The following is a 16,068-nucleotide window of genomic DNA, read 5'->3' as shown; positions in this document are numbered from 1 at the left end:
CAGCCGCCGCGCCCCGGCCGCCAGCCGCAGGGCCTCGGGCAGGGCGGCGGCTTCCGGATGGTCGGCGTCGATGATCGCCGCTTCCAGCTTGAAGTCACCGAGCGCCGCGACCGCCGCGCCGCCCGTGCGCGCCGTCATGGTGCGCCAGCCGAGGCCGTCGAGGCCCCGGCACAGGGCCCCGATCCTGTCGTCGGTTTGGGCGACGACCAGAACGCGTGGATCAGAAAGCAAGTCGGCCGTCCCCCAATGGACCCCTAGCGGGGCCGCGTCCGCGACGCGCATCGACCATACCGATCCGGCGCCACCGGGCGCAATGCGCAATACCCCTTCCAGGCGAAGTCCCTCTCGTTAATGTGAGGCTTCCATGACAGACGATATGCGCTAGGGTGCGACGGCGCAGGGGGCTGTGGCGGGAACCGGTTTGAGCGGACAACGGACGGACAGCAAGACGCCCGGCTATTGGCTGCGCCTGTCCGGCCGGGCTTTCGCGCGCAGCTGGGGCCGCGACGTCATGCTCTATACAGGCGGCGTCTCCTTCTTCGCCCTGCTGGCGGTGTTTCCGGCCATCGCCATTCTGATCGGCTTCTACAAGGCCGTGCTCTCGATCGGTCAGGTCAGCGAACAGGCTGCCGCGCTCGCCGACGTCATGCCCTACGCCGCCCGCACCATCTTCCAGGCCGAGGTCGAGCGTCTCGCCAATGCGTCCGCCCGAACGGTCTCCTTCCAGAGCGCCTTCGCTCTGGTCGTCGGTGCCTATGCCGCGCACAGGGGCTTCAAGGCCCTGCTGGCCGGGCTGAACCTGATCCACGATGAGACCGAGCCGCACGGCTTCTTGAAGTTCAACCTGCTGGCCTTCTTCGTGGCCCTGTTCGCCTTTGCCCTCTTCACTGTGGTCTCCGGTGCCGTGGTGACCGGACGGCTGCTGCAGCATACGGCCGGAGAGGCGACGGGCGGTGGGCTTCCGCTGGGTGGCCTGGTTCCCGCTCTCGGCCTCGGCATGGGCCTGACCATGCTCTACCGTTACGCCATGTCGCACCGGACGCCGGTGGCCTGGGTGCCGGCGCTGGCGGGAGGATCGGTGGCGACGATCCTGTCGATGATCTCGTCCTGGCTCTGCGCCATCTATGTCGAGCAGATCGCGCCTCTGGGCGCGACCTATGGGTCGGTTGGCGCGGTCGTGGTGCTGCTGATCTGGTTGTCGTGGAACGTCAACGCCATCTTCTACGGCGGTGCCTTCGCCACCGAGATGGAGATCGCCAAGCGGGCGCGCGGTGCGCCCCAGTTCGAGGAGGAAGAGGACGCCGAACCCTCCGCCGCCATCGTCAACCTGTCGGAGCGACGGGCCTCTCGACGATGATGGTCAGGACGCCGTCGGCCTCGGCGATGTCGACGACGCGTCCGCCCAGTTCCTGCATCAGATAGGGCGCATCGATCCGCGCCATCGGGTCCGTCGCCAACAGCACGGCGCGCCCGGCCGCCGGTGCCCCGGCCAGCGCCTTCCTCAGCCTCAGGATCGGCACGGGACAGCGGTGCCCGCGCGCGTCGATTGTCAGAGGCGCGCTCATCCCGCCTCGCAGGCCGCCAGCAGCAGCCGGAGCGCCGTCCGCACCGACGCGAGCCGCACGCCCTCCCGGTCCAGCCCCTCGAAGACATGGCGCTCGTGCGCGAGACCCTCAGGCGCGGCGCAGCCGAAGTGGACCAAGCCGACCGGCTTCTCGGCTGAACCGCCACCAGGCCCAGCGATGCCCGTGATCGAGATGGACAGGTCGGTTCCCGCCCGCTCCCGCGCGCCCCCGGCCATCGCGCGAGCCACAGGCTCCGATACCGCGCCGTGCGCTTCGAGCATCGATCCGGGCACGCCGAGCAGGGTGATCTTCGCCGCGTTCGAGTAGGTGACGAAGCCTCGATCCACGACTGCCGACGATCCCGCCACCTCTGTCAGGGCACCCGCGACAAGCCCGCCAGTGCAGCTTTCGGCCGTGGCGATCGTCCAGCCACGCGCCATGGCGGCGGCGATGACGGCGGCGGCCAGATCGGCGATGTCGTCGGGGAACATGGGGCTTTCCGAAGCGGGCGGGAATGGCGATACATGGGCCGGGCGCTCGGGTCTGTCGACCGGTCGGCGCGACCGGAGCAGACATGAGTGACGTAAGCTTGGGGGTGGACGACGGCCGTCCAGTCGATAGCCGGGAGGGCGACCGCGTGACGCCCGGCCTCTTCGCTCTGGCCATCTTCACCTCCGCGGCGCTGGTGTTCACCGTCCAGCCCATGGTGACCAAGCTGGTGCTGCCGGTGCTGGGCGGATCGCCGTCAGTGTGGAACACGGCGATGGTCTTTTTCCAGGCCGCGCTGCTGGCGGGCTACGCCTATGCCCACGCCCTTCAGCGCATCCGCTCGATGAGGGTCCAGATGGCGGTCCATCTGGCGCTGTTAGTGCTGGCTGCCCTGTTCCTGCCGCTGCGGATCAGCGGCCTGCTCGGCGATCCCGACCCCTCCGCGCCCATCGCCTGGCTCCTGACGACGCTGGCGATATCGATCGGCGCGCCGTTCGCCGTGCTCTCGGCCACCGCGCCCCTGCTACAGGCCTGGTACGCCCGCGTCCGGTCCGGCCACGCCGATGGCCAGAACCCCTACGTCCTCTACGCCGCCTCCAATCTCGGCAGCTTTCTGGCGCTGATCGCCTATCCGGCCCTGATCGAGCCGCTGCTCACCCTGTCCAGCCAGCGCGCCAGCTGGAGTGGTGGCTACGCCGTCTTCGTCCTCATGATCGTCGCGCTCGCCGCCGTGGTTTGGCGGAGAGGGCAGGGGGCCGTCGAGACCGCGCCGCTCGAACGATCCGCGCCCATCCCTTGGAAGGAAAAGGTCGTCTGGGTGTTGCTCGCCGCCGCGCCCGCCAGCCTGATGCTGGGCGTGACGACGCACCTCTCGACGGACGTCGCCTCCGCGCCCTTCCTCTGGGTCGCCCCGCTGGCCCTCTATCTCCTGACCTTCGTCATCACCTTCCAGAACAGGCCCCTGATCCCCCTGCCCATCACCCTGGTGATCGCGGCGGCGCTGGGCCTGACGTGTCTGGTCTTCACCGCCTTCCGGACCGGCGACTGGCTGATGCTGTTCGGCCTGCATCTGACGACCTTCTTCTTCCTGGCCCTCATGTGCCATCAGAGGCTGGCCGGGCGGCGGCCGCCGCCCGATCGGCTGACGGAGTTCTATCTGCTTCTCTCGGTGGGCGGCGTCGTGGGCGGAGCCTTCACAGCGTTGCTCGCCCCCGTGATCTTCGACGGCGTCTGGGAGTATCCGCTGATGCTGGTGCTCGTAGGCCTGGCCCGTCCGCTCAGCCGCGCGCCGATCCGCAACACCGAGGTCTATCTGTTCGTGCTGGCGGCCATGGTCTGCATGGCTCCGCCGGTGCTGTCGGCCATGTTCCGCGTCAACTGGGACTTCGCCTGGTGGTTCAGCAACAACGTCACCGGCGACATGCCGCGCCTGACGCAGATGGTGCTGACGATCGCCCTGATCGCAGGCCTGCTGCTGCGTGACCGGACCCCGGCTTACGTCGCCATCGCCGCCATGATCGCCCTGTCGACGGCCTATATCGCCCGCGGCTACGAGGCGAAGGTCCAGGATCGCAGCTTCTTTGGCGTCATGCGCATCGGCACGACCCAGGACCCGCGTCTGGGCGGCGAGGTCCACGTTCTGATGCACGGCACGACGCTGCACGGGGCCCAGCCGCGAAACCCCGACTTCGCCTGCATGCCCAGTCTCTACTACTCGCCCCTGACGCCCATCGGCCAGGCGACCCAGGGCGTTCAGCAGCGCGCGCCCGGCGTGAACATCGGCGTGGTGGGCCTGGGGACCGGTGCCATGGCGGGCTACAAACGGCCAGAGGATCGCCTGACCTTCTTCGAGATCGATCCGCTGGTCGATCGGCTGGCGCGCGATCCGAACAATTTCACCTTCATTTCCGACTGCGCGGCCGGGCCGGTGCGCACCGTGCTGGGTGACGCCCGGCTCACCCTGGGTCGTGAAACGCCGGGGTCCTATGACCTGCTGCTGATCGACGCCTTTTCGTCAGACGCCGTGCCGACCCACCTGCTGACAGTCGAAGCGATCCAGGGCTATCTCGATCTGCTCAAACCCGACGGAGTCGTCATCCTTCACCTGTCGAACCGCAACCTCGATATCACCCTGCCGACTGCGGCGGCGGCTCAGCGTCTGGGCGTCCCGAACCTGCATCAGGTCTACCGGGAGAGCGACGCCAGCCCCGAGATGGCCGATGCATCGACCGAAGCCCTCATTCTGTCACCGACGGAGGAAGGCCTGGCGGAGTTCCGCGCCAGCGGTCGCTGGCAGGTCATCGCCGACACCGAGGTCCGCCCCTGGACCGACGACTACGTCAACCTTGTCGGTGCCCTCTGGCGCCACGCCCGTCGCTGAGGATCAGGCGGGCAGTTCGATCGTCGCCACGGCTTGCGCCGCCAGGCCTTCGCCCCGTCCGGTGAAGCCGAGGGCCTCGGTCGTCGTGGCCTTCACACTGACGGCGTCCACCGGCAAAAAGAGAATTTCCGCCAGCCGCTCGCGCATGGCCAGGCGGTGCGGCTTCACCTTGGGCCGCTCGCAGATCAGGGTGACGTCGACGTTGATCAGCCGCCCGCCGCGCGCCTTCAGCCGTTCCACCGCGTGGATCAGGAATTGGTCCGAGGCCGCGCCCTTCCACTTCGGGTCGGTCGGCGGGAAGTGGTCACCGATGTCGCCGTCGCCCATGGCACCCAGCAGGGCGTCGGTCAGGGCGTGCAGGCCTGCATCCGCGTCCGAATGGCCGATCAGGGTCTGGTCATGCGGGATCTCGACGCCGCACAGCCAGACCGCCTCGCCCGGGCCCCAGCGGTGGACGTCGAAGCCGGTGCCGACGCGGATCTGACGGGGCAGCAGGGCCTCGGCCATGGCGAAATCCTCTGGGTAGGTGAGCTTCATCAAGCGCGGATCGCCCTCGATCAGACGCACGACGCCGCCGTCGCGCTCGACCACGGCCGCCTCATCGGTAGGCGTTTCGCCCTCGGGCCAGGCGGCGTAGGCGGCGCGCAGGCGGCCCAGCGGAAACGCCTGCGGCGTCTGGGCGCGCCATAGTCCGGCGCGGTCCACGGTCGTCTCGATCCGCTCGCCGCCGCGCTTGAGCGTATCGGAGACAGGCAGGGCGGCGATCACTCCGTCGGCCCCCGGCAACGCCTCCAGCAATCGCCGGATCACCGCCTCGCTCAACAGGGGCCTCGCCGCGTCGTGCACCAGCACGGGCGTGTCCTCGGCCGTGTCCACCGCCCCGAGCCCCGCCCGCACCGAGTCTGCCCGCTCGGCCCCGCCGGCGACGGCGATCCATCCGTCCAGCCCGCGCAACGCCTCTTCGGCGCGTCCCAGGCTATCGCGCGCCACCACCACGACGACGGGTTTGGCCCCGGCCTTCAGGAGCGCCTCGACCGACCAGCGCACCACCGGCTTGCCGCCCAAAGGCCGCCACTGTTTGTCGCCCCCGGCGCGCGAGCCCGAGCCCGCCGCCACCACCACGCCCGCGAATGTCATGCGCCGCCTTCTAGGGGCCATCTTGCAGGTTGACGAGAGGCGACGCTTGGCGACACGACGGCGGCGATGACGCAGACCCTTCAGATCGGAGACGTGACCATCCCCGGCCGGGTGCTGATGGCGCCGATGACCGGCGTCACGGACCTGCCGTTCCGTCGGCTCGCCAGTCGCCTCGGCGCGGCCTATGTGGCGACCGAGATGGTGGCCTCGGCCGAATTCGCGCGCGGTCGCCCCGACGTCGTCCGTCGGGCCGCCGTGGGCGAAGGTCTGCCGCTGACGGTCATCCAGCTGGTCGGCCGCGATCCCGCCGCGATGGCTGAAGGAGCCCGCATGGCCGAGGCGGCCGGCGCCGACATCGTCGACCTCAACTTCGGCTGCCCAGCCAAGGAAGTCACCGGCGCGGCGTCCGGTTCGGCCCTGATGCGCACGCCTGGTCTCGCCGGTCGCATCATGGAGGCGGTCGTGAACGCCACGACACGCCCGGTCACCGTCAAGATGCGCCTCGGATGGGACGACGCCAGCCGGAACGCCGCCGAGGTCGCCGGCAACGCCGAGGCGCTGGGCGTCAAGGCCGTCACTGTCCACGGTCGCACCCGTCAGCAGTTCTACACCGGCCGCGCCGACTGGGAGGCCGTCGGCGAGGTCAAGGCGGCGATCTCCATCCCCGTCATCGTCAATGGCGATATCGTCACGGCAGAGGAGGCGAGGGAGGCGCTGGATCGATCCGGGGCCGACGCCTTGATGCTCGGGCGCGGCGTCTACGGCCGTCCCTGGCTGGCCGCTCATCTGGAACGGGCGCTGCGCGACGGAACTCGGCTTGAGGAGCCCGACCGCCAGGAACGCTGCGCCATCGTGGTGGAGCATATGCAGGCGTCGCTCGCCTTCTATGGACCGGATCTGGGCCTGAAGATGTTCCGCAAACACCTTGGCTGGTACGTCGAACAGGCCCCCTGGCCCGCCGATCCCCTGGAGCGTCGCGCCGCCAAGGCCCGTCTCTGTCGCCTCGACGATTCCGCCGCAGTCGCCGAGGCACTCACTGCGCTTTGGGATGTGTCTCCCGCGTCACTGACACTTCCTGGCAACTCTGCTGTTGAAAAAGCGCCACAGGTCGCCGAAGCTGTCGGGTGATGTCGGACACAGCGACCGCCGCTGAAGCCACAGAGGCCCGACCCACCCTGTGGGATCGGCTCGCCGCCGGTCGTGCCCGCGCCGCCTTCGTCGCGGCCTATGTCGTCGCCGTCCTGATCACAGCCACAGCGATATGGATCGTCGCCGTCGCGCCCGAAGCCGGGGGCGGAGACGCTCAGGCCGCTGCCAGCCGCGCGGTACTGGCCATCCTTTTGGCCAACCTCGTCCTGATTGCTGGTCTGGCCACCGTGGTCGGCCTGCAGGTCATGCAGCTGTCCCGCCGACGCCGCGAGGACCCCGGCGCGCGCCTGCACCTGCGCTTCGTGACCATCTTCTCCCTGGTCGCTCTGGTCCCGGCCGTGGCGATCGCCCTGGTGTTCGGGGTCCTGGTCAATCGGGGTGTCGATCGTTGGTTCAGCGACAACGTCAGTTCCGCCGTCGAGAACGGGGCCCGGATCGGCGAGGCCTATGTCGCCGACGTGGGTGACGGGTTGAACGCCGACCTCGAGACCATGTCGATCGAGCTCGGCGGTATTCGCGACGCCTTTGGCAACCGCATCCAGTTCTCCCAGGCCCTGACCCAGATCGCCGGCTACTTCGGCTATCCCGCCGTCTATATCCTGAACGGCGAGGGCGAGGTCCTGGCCCAGGGCGTCATGGACGGCGCGCCCGCCTATGTCGCCCCGCCGCGTGAGGCCCTGGAGACCGCCGCCGAGGGCGAGGAAGCCCCCGTTGCTGTGACGGAGCGACCCGATACGGTGCGGGCGCTATATCCGCTGCCGGAGTATGGCGATGCATACCTCTATGTCGTGCGACCGCTCGCGCCCGGCATCATCGCCCGCATGCGCAACGGCGTGGAATCGATCCAGGCCTATCAGCTTGCCGAGGAAAGCCGCGCCCGCATCCAGGCCGCCTTCGCCCTCAGCTATCTGGAAACCGCGCTGCTCGTGCTGGTCGGCGCGGTCTGGCTGGGCATGTCGGCGGCTAGCGCCATCTCGGCGCCCATCGGCCGACTGGTGAAGGCGGCGGATCAGGTGGCAAGCGGCGATCTGTCGGCGCGCGTCGATCCCGAAGGCGCGCCCGGCGAGATCAAGACCCTGTCCGACGCCTTCAACCGCATGACCGGCGACCTTCAGACCCAGCAGGCGGCGCTCAAGACCGCCAGCGAGGAGGCCCAGGACCGCAGCCGTTTCATCGAGACCGTCCTGTCAGGAGTCAGCGCCGGCGTGATCGGGCTGGACAAGCGCGGCCGCATTTCGGCCATCAACGACAGCGCGCTCCAGCTCCTGTCGATCTCGGACCTCGACGTCCACGGCAAATTGCTCGCCGCGATCGCGCCCGAACTGTCTGAACTCGTCGGCCGCGTCGAGGCCCATATCGAGGAGGACATCGACGTCGCCCGTGAGGGTGAGACGCGGCGCTTGCGCGTCCGCATCGAGGGCGGAGTCGGCGGCGAGATGGTCCTGACGTTTGACGACATCACCCGCCTGGTCACGGCCCAGAGGAACGCCGCCTGGCGCGACGTCGCCCGCCGCATCGCCCATGAGATCAAGAACCCCCTGACCCCCATTCAGCTCTCGGCCGAACGCCTGCGCCGGAAGTACCGGGCAAAGGTCGACGACGTGGAGGTCTTTGACCGCTGCACCGAGACCATCATCCGCCAGGTCGGCGATATCGGCCGCATGGTTGACGAGTTCTCGTCCTTCGCCCGCATGCCCGCTCCCCGCTTCACGAATGAAAACCCCGCTGAACTGCTGCGCGAGGCCGTCTTCGCACAGCGCGTCGCGGCCCCGAACTTGCCTGTGGAACTGGTCGAGCCGCTCCCCAAAGCCAAAATGAGATGCGACGGACGCATGGTCGGACAGGCGTTGGCCAATATCCTGAAGAACGCGGGCGAGGCCGTGGCCGCGCGCCGCGCGTCTGATCCCGGCGATGCCTCCACCGCCATCCTCGCCTGGCTGGAGGTCGAGGATGGAACCGCGACCTTCATCATTGAGGACGACGGCAAGGGCCTGCCGGTCCGCGACCGCGACCGCCTGACAGAGCCCTATGTCACCACGCGCGAGAAGGGCACGGGCCTGGGCCTGGCCATCGTCAAGCGCATCTGCGAGGACCACGGCGGCGAGCTCAAGCTCGCCGACGCCGAGAACCTGTCGGGCGCCCGCGTGTGCCTGATCTTCCCCCTTTCACCCCCTGTCCGAACCGGTCAGGCCGAGCCCAAGGGCAACGGTCTGGCCGCTGCTGAATAGCGAGGCGATATGCGTTCCAACGGTGCCGACATTCTCGTTGTCGATGACGAGGCCGACATCCGAGATCTGGTCTCCGGCCTGCTGGAGGACGAGGGCCATTCCGTCCGCGTCGCCTCCAGCTCGGAAGAGGCCCTGGCCGCCATCCGGGCGAGGAAGCCCAGTCTTCTGGTGCTCGACATCTGGATGCAGGGCGGCGGCATGGACGGGCTGGAACTGCTCGACATCGTCAAGGCGCTGGACGCTGACCTGCCCGTGGTGATGATCTCGGGTCACGGCAACATCGAAACCGCCGTCAGCGCGCTGAAACGCGGGGCCTACGACTTCATCGAAAAACCCTTCAAGTCCGACCGGCTGGTGGTCGTCATCGAGCGCGCGCTGGAAGCTGCCTCGCTCAAGCGCGAAAATCGCCGTCTGCGCGCCCAGGCCATGACGCCGACCGGTCTGATCGGCCGTTCTGCCGCCGCTCAGGTTCTGCGAACGACCATCCAGAAGGTCGCCCCCGCCAACAGCCGCGTCCTGATCTCCGGCCCGCCGGGCTGCGGCAAGGAGCTTGTCGCGCGCCAGATCCACGAGGCCAGCCCCCGCGCCCGCGCCGAGTTCGTCGCCATCTCCGCCGCCGGCATGACGCCCGAGCGCCTCGATCTGGAACTTTTTGGCGAGGAGGGTCACGACGGCCGCCCGAGGAAGATCGGCGTCTTCGAACGCGCCCACGGCGGCACCCTCTATCTCGACGACGTCGGCGACATGCCGCGCGAAAGCCAGAGCCGCATCCTGCGCGTCCTGGTCGAACAGCGCTTCCGCCGCGTCGGCGGCGAGCAGGACGTCCAGGTCGACGTCCGCGTCGTGACCTCGACGTCCCGCGACCTCAAGATCGAGATCGCCGAGGGCCGCTTCCGCGAGGACCTTTTCCATCGCCTGAATGTCGTGCCGATCCGCGTCCCGCCCCTGTCGGAACGCCGCGAGGACATCGCCGAACTGGTCGACTACTTCATCGAGACGCTGTCCGCGTCCCAGGGCCTGCCCAAGCGCCGTCTCGGCGAGGACGCCATCGCCGTGCTCCAGGTCCACCCCTGGCCCGGCAACGTGCGCCAGCTGAGGAACAACGTCGAACGCCTGCTGATCCTCGCCACGGGCGATCTCAACGACCCCATCTCGGCTGACATGCTGCCCCAGGAGGTCGCCGCGACCGGCGGCTCGTCGATGGGCACGGAGCGCACCATCGCGCTCCCCTTGCGCGAGGCCCGCGAGGTGTTCGAGCGCGAATATCTGGCCGCCCAGATCATGCGTTTCGGCGGAAACATCTCGCGCACGGCCGCCTTCATCGGCATGGAGAGATCCGCCCTGCACCGGAAGCTGAAGTCGCTGGGCGTCTCGCCCGCGCGGGGCGGCGAGGATGACGAAGGAGCGATGGACTGATGTCGCGCGTGGCCTATGTGAACGGCGTCTACCGCCCCCACCGCGAGGCGACGGTCCATGTGGAGGACCGCGGCTTCCAGTTCGCCGACGGCGTCTATGAGGTCTGGTCGGTCTTCGACGGCAGGATGGCCGACTTCGACGGCCATATGACGCGGTTGCACCGCAGCCTCAACGAGCTGCGCATCGACATCCCCATGACCCGCGACGCCCTGACCCGGGTGCTGAAGGAGACCATCCGCCGGAACCGCGTCAGGAACGGCATCGTCTACCTCCAGGTCACGCGCGGCACGGCGCGGCGCGACCACCCGTTCCCCGCGCCCGGTACGCCTCCGAGCGTGGTCGTGACCTCCAAATCTATCCCGTTTAGCCGCTCCCAGGCCCAGGCAGCCAAGGGCGTCGCCGTCGTCACCTATCCCGACATCCGCTGGGGCCGCTGCGACATCAAGACCGTGGGCCTGCTCCCCAATGTGCTGGCCAAGCAGGCCGCGCGCGACAAGGGCGCCTATGAGGCCTGGATGGTGGACGAGATGGGCCTCATCACCGAGGGCTCATCGACGAATGCCTGGATCGTGGATCAGGACGGCAAGCTGAGAACCCGCGACACTCAGGCCAACATCCTGCGCGGCATCACCCGTGCGGCGATCATGGATCTGGTTAAGGCCGAGGGCATCGAGCTGGACGAACGCCCCTTCAGCGTCGACGAGGCGAAGCAGGCGAAGGAGGCCTTCTTCACCGCCGCCGGCGCCTTCGTCATGCCGGCCATCTCGATCGACGGCGTCAGGATCGGCGACGGCAAGCCCGGTCCGATCACGACCAAGCTGCGCGAACGCTATCTTGAAGCCGCGCGTCGCGACGCGGTCTAGCGCCGTCGGTCGAACACCATCGAGACGGGGCGGTGATCGCTCGTCTGGGCGTACTTCGGTCGGCCCGACGCCACCCGATGATGCACGTCGTGTTCGACTTGCCCGCCGCCCGCCCGGGCTCGCCAGGCCGAGCCGGTCCCGGTATCGCCGCCGCCGCTGAGGCTCTGGGTGAACATGATGTGGTCCAGCAGGATGCGCGGATCGCGTCGGGGATCCAGCTTGTCGCCACCCTGAAGGTGGTAGCTCCAGCGCGCCTCCTGGGGGAAATCGAACAGGGCGTGGTTCAGGAACTGCCGCGCCAGGAACACGTCGCCCTGCAGCGAGCTGACCAGATCGTGATACAGGAACCGCTTCTCGATCCGTTCCTTGCCCGGGCCGTCGTTCAGGTCGCCCAGCACGATGATCGGGGCCTCGGGATCCTCGGTGAAGCGGGCGTGGATATAGTGCCGGATGTCGCTGCACTCGGTCGTTAGCTTGATGCGTGACTGGATGACGTCAGCGACCAGGGCGGGATTTCGGTCGAAGTAGTCCGGCGCATAGGGATCGCCGGGCACGCGGACCTTGTTGATCTTGCTCTTCAGATGACAGCCGATCAGCTCCAGATGCGTTCCGTCGACGTTCAGCTGCAGCACCTGCGGATGGCGATAATGGCTATGGCGACCGGGCACCTTGAAGCTCAGGGACTGGAAGTCGGGTGTGGCCACCGGATAGGACACCTCCCATTCGCCACCGCGGTGGTCGCCCTCGGAGGCGCTCTCGGTCAGGGTCCGCCAGCGGTCGATGTGCTGAAGCTCGCCGGTCAGGGTCTCAGTGTTGCGGACCAGGAACCACAGCCACTGCGTCCCCCGGACCTGATAGTCCCGCCAGTCGGTCGCGTTGCGCGTCACCAGCCGGTAGGCCGGAGCCACCCGGGCGAAGAAGCCTTGCGCCGCGGCCTCGCTGCCCGGGCCCTCGCTCACGAACAGCACATCGGCGTCGATATGGGCAATCTCTTCGGCGATGGCGTCCAGCCGCGCCTCGATCTTGCGATCGACCGGCGGCGTCGAGGCCGCCTTCCACAGCTTGTCGGCATGTTCGATGTTCCAGGCGCAGATCTTCAGCCGATCCATGGTCGCCTCCTGCGTCGAACGCCGGTAGATAATGCCGGAAACGAGGCGGCGTGGCAACGAGCGGTTGATCCATCGGGCCATGGTTCCGATCGCAGAGGGACCTCCTGCGGCTCGAGGTTGCGGTCGGGAGAGGAGGGCGGCTATGGTCGGCCCGGCCGTCGCCCGGCCTCGTGTCGCCTCCCCGCGACGCGCAACCAAGAAGAACAGGGATTAAACCCGCCATGTCGCAAGACAAGCGTCAGAACCTTCAGGACACCTTCCTCAACTCGGTCCGCAAGACCAAGACGCCGCTGACCATCTTCCTGGTCAACGGGGTCAAGCTGCAGGGCATCGTGACCTGGTTCGACAACTTCTGCGTGCTGCTCCGTCGCGACGGTCAGGCTCAGCTGGTCTACAAGCACGCCATCTCCACCATCATGCCCTCTGCTCCCGTTCAGCTGTACGAGCCGGAGAGCGACGAAGATTGAGCCAACCCTTCCGCCGTCATCCTCGGGCTTGACCCGAGGATCGGACGTGGGGCCGCTCAGTCAGTGGAATGACCCACAATCCCGTCCGCGCGTTGCCGTTCTTCACGCGGACACTCCGATCCTCGGGTCAAGCCCGAGGATGACGACCTAGGAACACGTTTGACCAAACTCATCGACCACGCCGTCCCTCTCATCCGGGCGGTCGTCATCCATCCCGATTTCGGCGAGCGGTCCTCCCGCTCGGCCACAGACCGTCTGGAAGAGGCCGCCGGCCTCGCCCGCGCCCTGGACCTCGACGTCCGCGCGGAAGAAGTCGTGCGCCTGCGCAAGACCACCCCGGCCACCCTGTTCGGCACGGGCAAGGTCGAGGAACTCGCCGCCCTCATCCGCGCCGCCGAGGCCGAGGCCGCCGTCATCGACGACCAACTGACGCCGGTCCAGCAGCGCAATCTGGAAAAGGCCTGGGACTGCAAGGTCATCGACCGCACCGGCCTGATTCTGGAGATCTTCGGCCGTCGCGCCCGCACCAAGGAGGGGCGGCTCCAGGTCGAGCTGGCCCGGCTCGACTACGAACGCTCGCGCCTGGTCCGCACCTGGACCCACCTGGAGCGCCAGCGCGGCGGCACCGGCTCGACCGGCGGCCCCGGCGAGACCCAGATCGAGCTCGACCGCCGCCTGATCGCCGACCGCATCGTCAAGCTGAAGTCCGAGCTGGAGGAGGTCCGCCGCACGCGTGGCCTGCACCGCAAGCAACGCCAGAAGGCCCCGTTCCCGACCGTCGCCCTGGTCGGCTACACCAACGCGGGCAAGTCGACCCTGTTCAACCGCCTGACCGGCTCCGAGGTCATGGCCAAGGACCTGCTGTTCGCCACGCTCGACACCACCCAGCGCACCATCCGCCTGCCCCAGGGCCGCCCCGCCATCATCGCCGACACCGTGGGCTTCATCTCCGACCTGCCGCACGAACTGGTCGAGAGCTTCCGCGCCACCCTGGAAGAGGTGGGCGAAGCCGACCTGATCCTGCACGTCCGCGATATCGCCTCGCCCGACACGGTCGCCCAGTCCCAGGACGTGGAGGCGGTGCTGAAACAGATCGAACAACCCGAGGGCAAGGACCGCCGCGTGCTCGAGGTCTGGAACAAGATCGACCTGCTCGACCCCGAGGCCCGCGAGGCCATCGAGGGCCAGGCCGCCCGCGCCAACGTCGACGCGGTCGCCGTCTCCGCCTGGACCGGGGAGGGGATCGAGCCGCTCCGAACCGCCATCGCCGACCGCATCGACGACGACCCGGAGACCGAGGTCACGCTGGACCCCTCCCAGGGCGAGGCCCTCGCCTGGCTCTACGAACACGGCCGCGTCACCGGCCGCGAGACGGACGGGGAGGGGCGGATGCGGCTGACCGTTCGGCTGGACCCGCAAGCGATGGGCCGGTTCGAGCAGAGGTTCGGCGGCTGATCCAACAAATAAGCTGAGCCATTGGGGCCGATTGCCGGTCTCGCGCGTTAGGCCATGGCCACGCTTGTTCGCGAGGCGCGAAGGGGCGGGGCCCATACCATGTCGAAGACCGGAGAGAGCGTTCAGAGCTGGGACGCGCGAGAACTGCAACGCGGGCTGGAGGCGGCCGGCGTCGCCCTGTGGTCGTGGAACGTCGACGACGACACCTTCGCCATGGACGAGGCGGCCTTCGTGCTCTGGGGGATGGAGGTCCGGCCCAGCGTCACCTTCGAGGACCTGTCGGCCAACATCCACCCGGCCGACCGCGACCGCGTCCGCGCCGCCTTCGCCGCGACCCGCGCCGTCGTCGGCTCCTATGAGATCGACTTCCGCATCCTGGTGAACGACGACGTTCGCTGGATCTCCGCCCGAGGCCAGGGCGACGATCTGGGCATGGTCAGCCGCAAGATGTTCGGCATCTTCATCGACGTGACGGGCCGCAAACAGGCCGAGGAGGGCCACGAACTGCTCGCCGGCGAGATGAGCCACCGGGTCAAGAACCTGCTCGCTATCGCCTCGGGCCTGACCGCCATCACCTCGCGCTCGGTCGGCACCACCACCGATATGGCGCGCGAACTGACCCAGCGCCTGACCGCTCTGGGCCGCGCCCACGACATGGTCCGCCCCTTGCCGGGTGAGGAGGGCAAGGCGGCCCTGCTCGGCGACCTGCTGTCGGTCCTGTTGGCCCCTTACGACGACCTCGGTGCCTTCAGCGGCCGCATCCGGGTCTCGGTGCCGCGCATGGGCGTGGGCGAGCAGGCGGCCAACACCCTGGCCCTCGTCGTCCACGAGCTGGCGACCAACTCCCTGAAGTACGGCGCCCTCTCGGCCGAGGCCGGCACGCTCGACGTGTCCTGTTCTGCCCACGACACCGAACTGGTCATCCACTGGACCGAACAGGGCGGCCCCACCGTCAAGCCGCCCGAAGGCCCCGGCGGCTTCGGCAGCCAGATGGTCGCCCGCGCCATGTCGCGCCAGCTGCAAGGCGCCATCGAACGCGACTGGACGCCTCAGGGACTGGTGGTCCGGCTGCGTATGAACAAGGAGCGGGTGGCGCGGTAGGGGGCTTTACCCGGAGATACCAAGGCCCAGCTTTCAACAGTCGGCGATACCCTACGTCCGATTCTGACGCACCGGCGTGGCACACTTCCCGCCATGACCCACACCACCCACGTCACGGGCAGCACGCAGCTGAACCCCCTCGAACTCGACGGTCTAGGCGGGAACTACTGGGACCATGCGCGGCGGGAGTATCTCGCCGGCGTCAAGGCGACGCTCATCTGCCAGAAGTACGGCATATCGCTCAGCTCGTTCCGGATGCACGCCCGCGCCGGAGGCTGGCGGCGCATCGACCAGCGCGCCTGCGAGGTCCCGCCGGAGTTCGGCGAATACCATCCGGACGACGAGGTGAGCTTCGCCGATCTGGCCGACCAGGCCTTCCTCAACATCCGCCGAGCGCTGGGATCGGGCCGCGCGGCCGAGGCCTCGACCTGGATGCGAGTCTACGACCGCCTTGCCGACCGCGCCCGCTCCGAGGTCATGGCCGAACTCCCCGACATCAAGCCGCCTCTGCTGGAAGACCAGCGGGAGCCGCTGAGGTTGGCGGCGGCGGAGGATGACGATCTCAGCGTAATCAATGTTCTATCGCCAAGGGCGGAGTCGGAAACTCAGCATTTGGACTCGCTGAACTCGGTGTCCCAAGAGTCCAATCCAGCGAACCCTCTCCCATAGGGAGAGGGCTTGAGGCTCGGAGAGCGCAGCGATCCGCAAG

General features: G+C 68.4%; 14 protein-coding genes and 1 pseudogene. 10 read left to right on the top strand and 5 right to left on the bottom strand.

The window, feature by feature from the left end:
* Window positions 1-231: pseudogene (locus IP78_RS13080) on the bottom strand (GGDEF domain-containing protein); the annotation flags it as partial.
* Between the two features lie 190 nt (window positions 232-421).
* Here IP78_RS13080 and IP78_RS13075 point away from each other — a divergent pair.
* Window positions 422-1,357, top strand: coding sequence for a YihY/virulence factor BrkB family protein (locus IP78_RS13075; protein WP_054112115.1), 936 nt, complete (start codon window positions 422-424; stop codon window positions 1,355-1,357).
* Here the strand turns inward: IP78_RS13075 and IP78_RS13070 are convergent.
* Window positions 1,323-1,565: a sulfurtransferase TusA family protein gene (locus tag IP78_RS13070; RefSeq protein ID WP_054112114.1), complete on the bottom strand. Its 243-nt coding sequence runs from the start codon at window positions 1,563-1,565 to the stop codon at window positions 1,323-1,325. The genes IP78_RS13075 and IP78_RS13070 overlap by 35 nt on opposite strands.
* On the bottom strand, window positions 1,562-2,056 hold the full coding sequence (locus tag IP78_RS13065; RefSeq protein ID WP_054112113.1) for a CinA family protein: 495 nt from the start codon (window positions 2,054-2,056) through the stop codon (window positions 1,562-1,564). The genes IP78_RS13070 and IP78_RS13065 overlap by 4 nt, the downstream gene beginning before the upstream one ends.
* A gap of 83 nt (window positions 2,057-2,139) precedes the next feature.
* On the opposite strand from IP78_RS13065, the gene IP78_RS13060 reads away from it, so the two are divergent.
* Window positions 2,140-4,434 (top strand): fused MFS/spermidine synthase, encoded by a 2,295-nt coding sequence (locus IP78_RS13060; RefSeq protein WP_054112112.1) that lies wholly within the window; start codon window positions 2,140-2,142, stop codon window positions 4,432-4,434.
* Between the two features lie 3 nt (window positions 4,435-4,437).
* Here the strand turns inward: IP78_RS13060 and IP78_RS13055 are convergent, their stop codons facing one another.
* Window positions 4,438-5,571, bottom strand: a complete 1,134-nt coding sequence (locus IP78_RS13055; protein WP_054112111.1) for a bifunctional 2-C-methyl-D-erythritol 4-phosphate cytidylyltransferase/2-C-methyl-D-erythritol 2,4-cyclodiphosphate synthase — start codon at window positions 5,569-5,571, stop codon at window positions 4,438-4,440.
* Window positions 5,572-5,637: 66 nt separating this feature from the next.
* Here IP78_RS13055 and dusB point away from each other — a divergent pair, with 66 nt between their 5' ends.
* From dusB to IP78_RS13035, 4 genes are read left to right on the top strand one after another with little or no spacing between them, the layout of a single operon-like run.
* Entirely contained in the window at window positions 5,638-6,699 is a 1,062-nt protein-coding gene (dusB, locus tag IP78_RS13050; protein WP_054112110.1) for a tRNA dihydrouridine synthase DusB, read from the top strand.
* Complete coding sequence (locus tag IP78_RS13045; RefSeq protein ID WP_054112109.1) at window positions 6,699-8,948, top strand: PAS domain-containing sensor histidine kinase; 2,250 nt, start codon at window positions 6,699-6,701, stop codon at window positions 8,946-8,948. Before dusB ends, IP78_RS13045 begins: the two co-directional genes overlap by 1 nt.
* A 9-nt stretch (window positions 8,949-8,957) precedes the next feature.
* Window positions 8,958-10,364: a sigma-54 dependent transcriptional regulator gene (locus IP78_RS13040; RefSeq protein WP_054112108.1), complete on the top strand. Its 1,407-nt coding sequence runs from the start codon at window positions 8,958-8,960 to the stop codon at window positions 10,362-10,364.
* Window positions 10,364-11,227, top strand: a complete 864-nt coding sequence (locus IP78_RS13035; RefSeq protein WP_054112107.1) for a D-amino-acid transaminase — start codon at window positions 10,364-10,366, stop codon at window positions 11,225-11,227. Before IP78_RS13040 ends, IP78_RS13035 begins: the two co-directional genes overlap by 1 nt.
* On the opposite strand, the gene IP78_RS13030 is transcribed toward IP78_RS13035, so the two are convergent.
* Complete coding sequence (locus IP78_RS13030; RefSeq protein WP_054112116.1) at window positions 11,224-12,336, bottom strand: endonuclease/exonuclease/phosphatase; 1,113 nt, start codon at window positions 12,334-12,336, stop codon at window positions 11,224-11,226. The genes IP78_RS13035 and IP78_RS13030 overlap by 4 nt on opposite strands.
* 221 nt (window positions 12,337-12,557) lie before the next feature.
* On the opposite strand from IP78_RS13030, the gene hfq reads away from it, so the two are divergent.
* From hfq to IP78_RS13010, 4 genes are all read left to right on the top strand, one after another.
* Window positions 12,558-12,803 (top strand): RNA chaperone Hfq, encoded by a 246-nt coding sequence (gene hfq / locus IP78_RS13025; RefSeq protein ID WP_029416313.1) that lies wholly within the window; start codon window positions 12,558-12,560, stop codon window positions 12,801-12,803.
* Window positions 12,804-12,962: 159 nt separating this feature from the next.
* The gene (gene hflX / locus IP78_RS13020) at window positions 12,963-14,258 is read left to right on the top strand and encodes a GTPase HflX (protein WP_054112106.1); all 1,296 of its coding nucleotides are present in this window, start codon (window positions 12,963-12,965) and stop codon (window positions 14,256-14,258) included.
* A 99-nt stretch (window positions 14,259-14,357) separates the two neighbouring features.
* Window positions 14,358-15,359 (top strand): sensor histidine kinase, encoded by a 1,002-nt coding sequence (locus IP78_RS13015; RefSeq protein WP_054112105.1) that lies wholly within the window; start codon window positions 14,358-14,360, stop codon window positions 15,357-15,359.
* Between the two features lie 93 nt (window positions 15,360-15,452).
* A complete protein-coding gene (locus tag IP78_RS13010) occupies window positions 15,453-16,028 on the top strand; it encodes a hypothetical protein (protein WP_054112104.1) in 576 nt (191 codons plus the stop codon).
* Window positions 16,029-16,068: the final 40 nt, after the last annotated feature.

Source organism: Brevundimonas sp. AAP58 (genome assembly GCF_001295975.1).
Classification (GTDB): domain Bacteria; phylum Pseudomonadota; class Alphaproteobacteria; order Caulobacterales; family Caulobacteraceae; genus Brevundimonas.
Note: the sequence above shows the minus strand (reverse complement) of the source record. Positions and strands in the feature narration are given on the sequence as shown.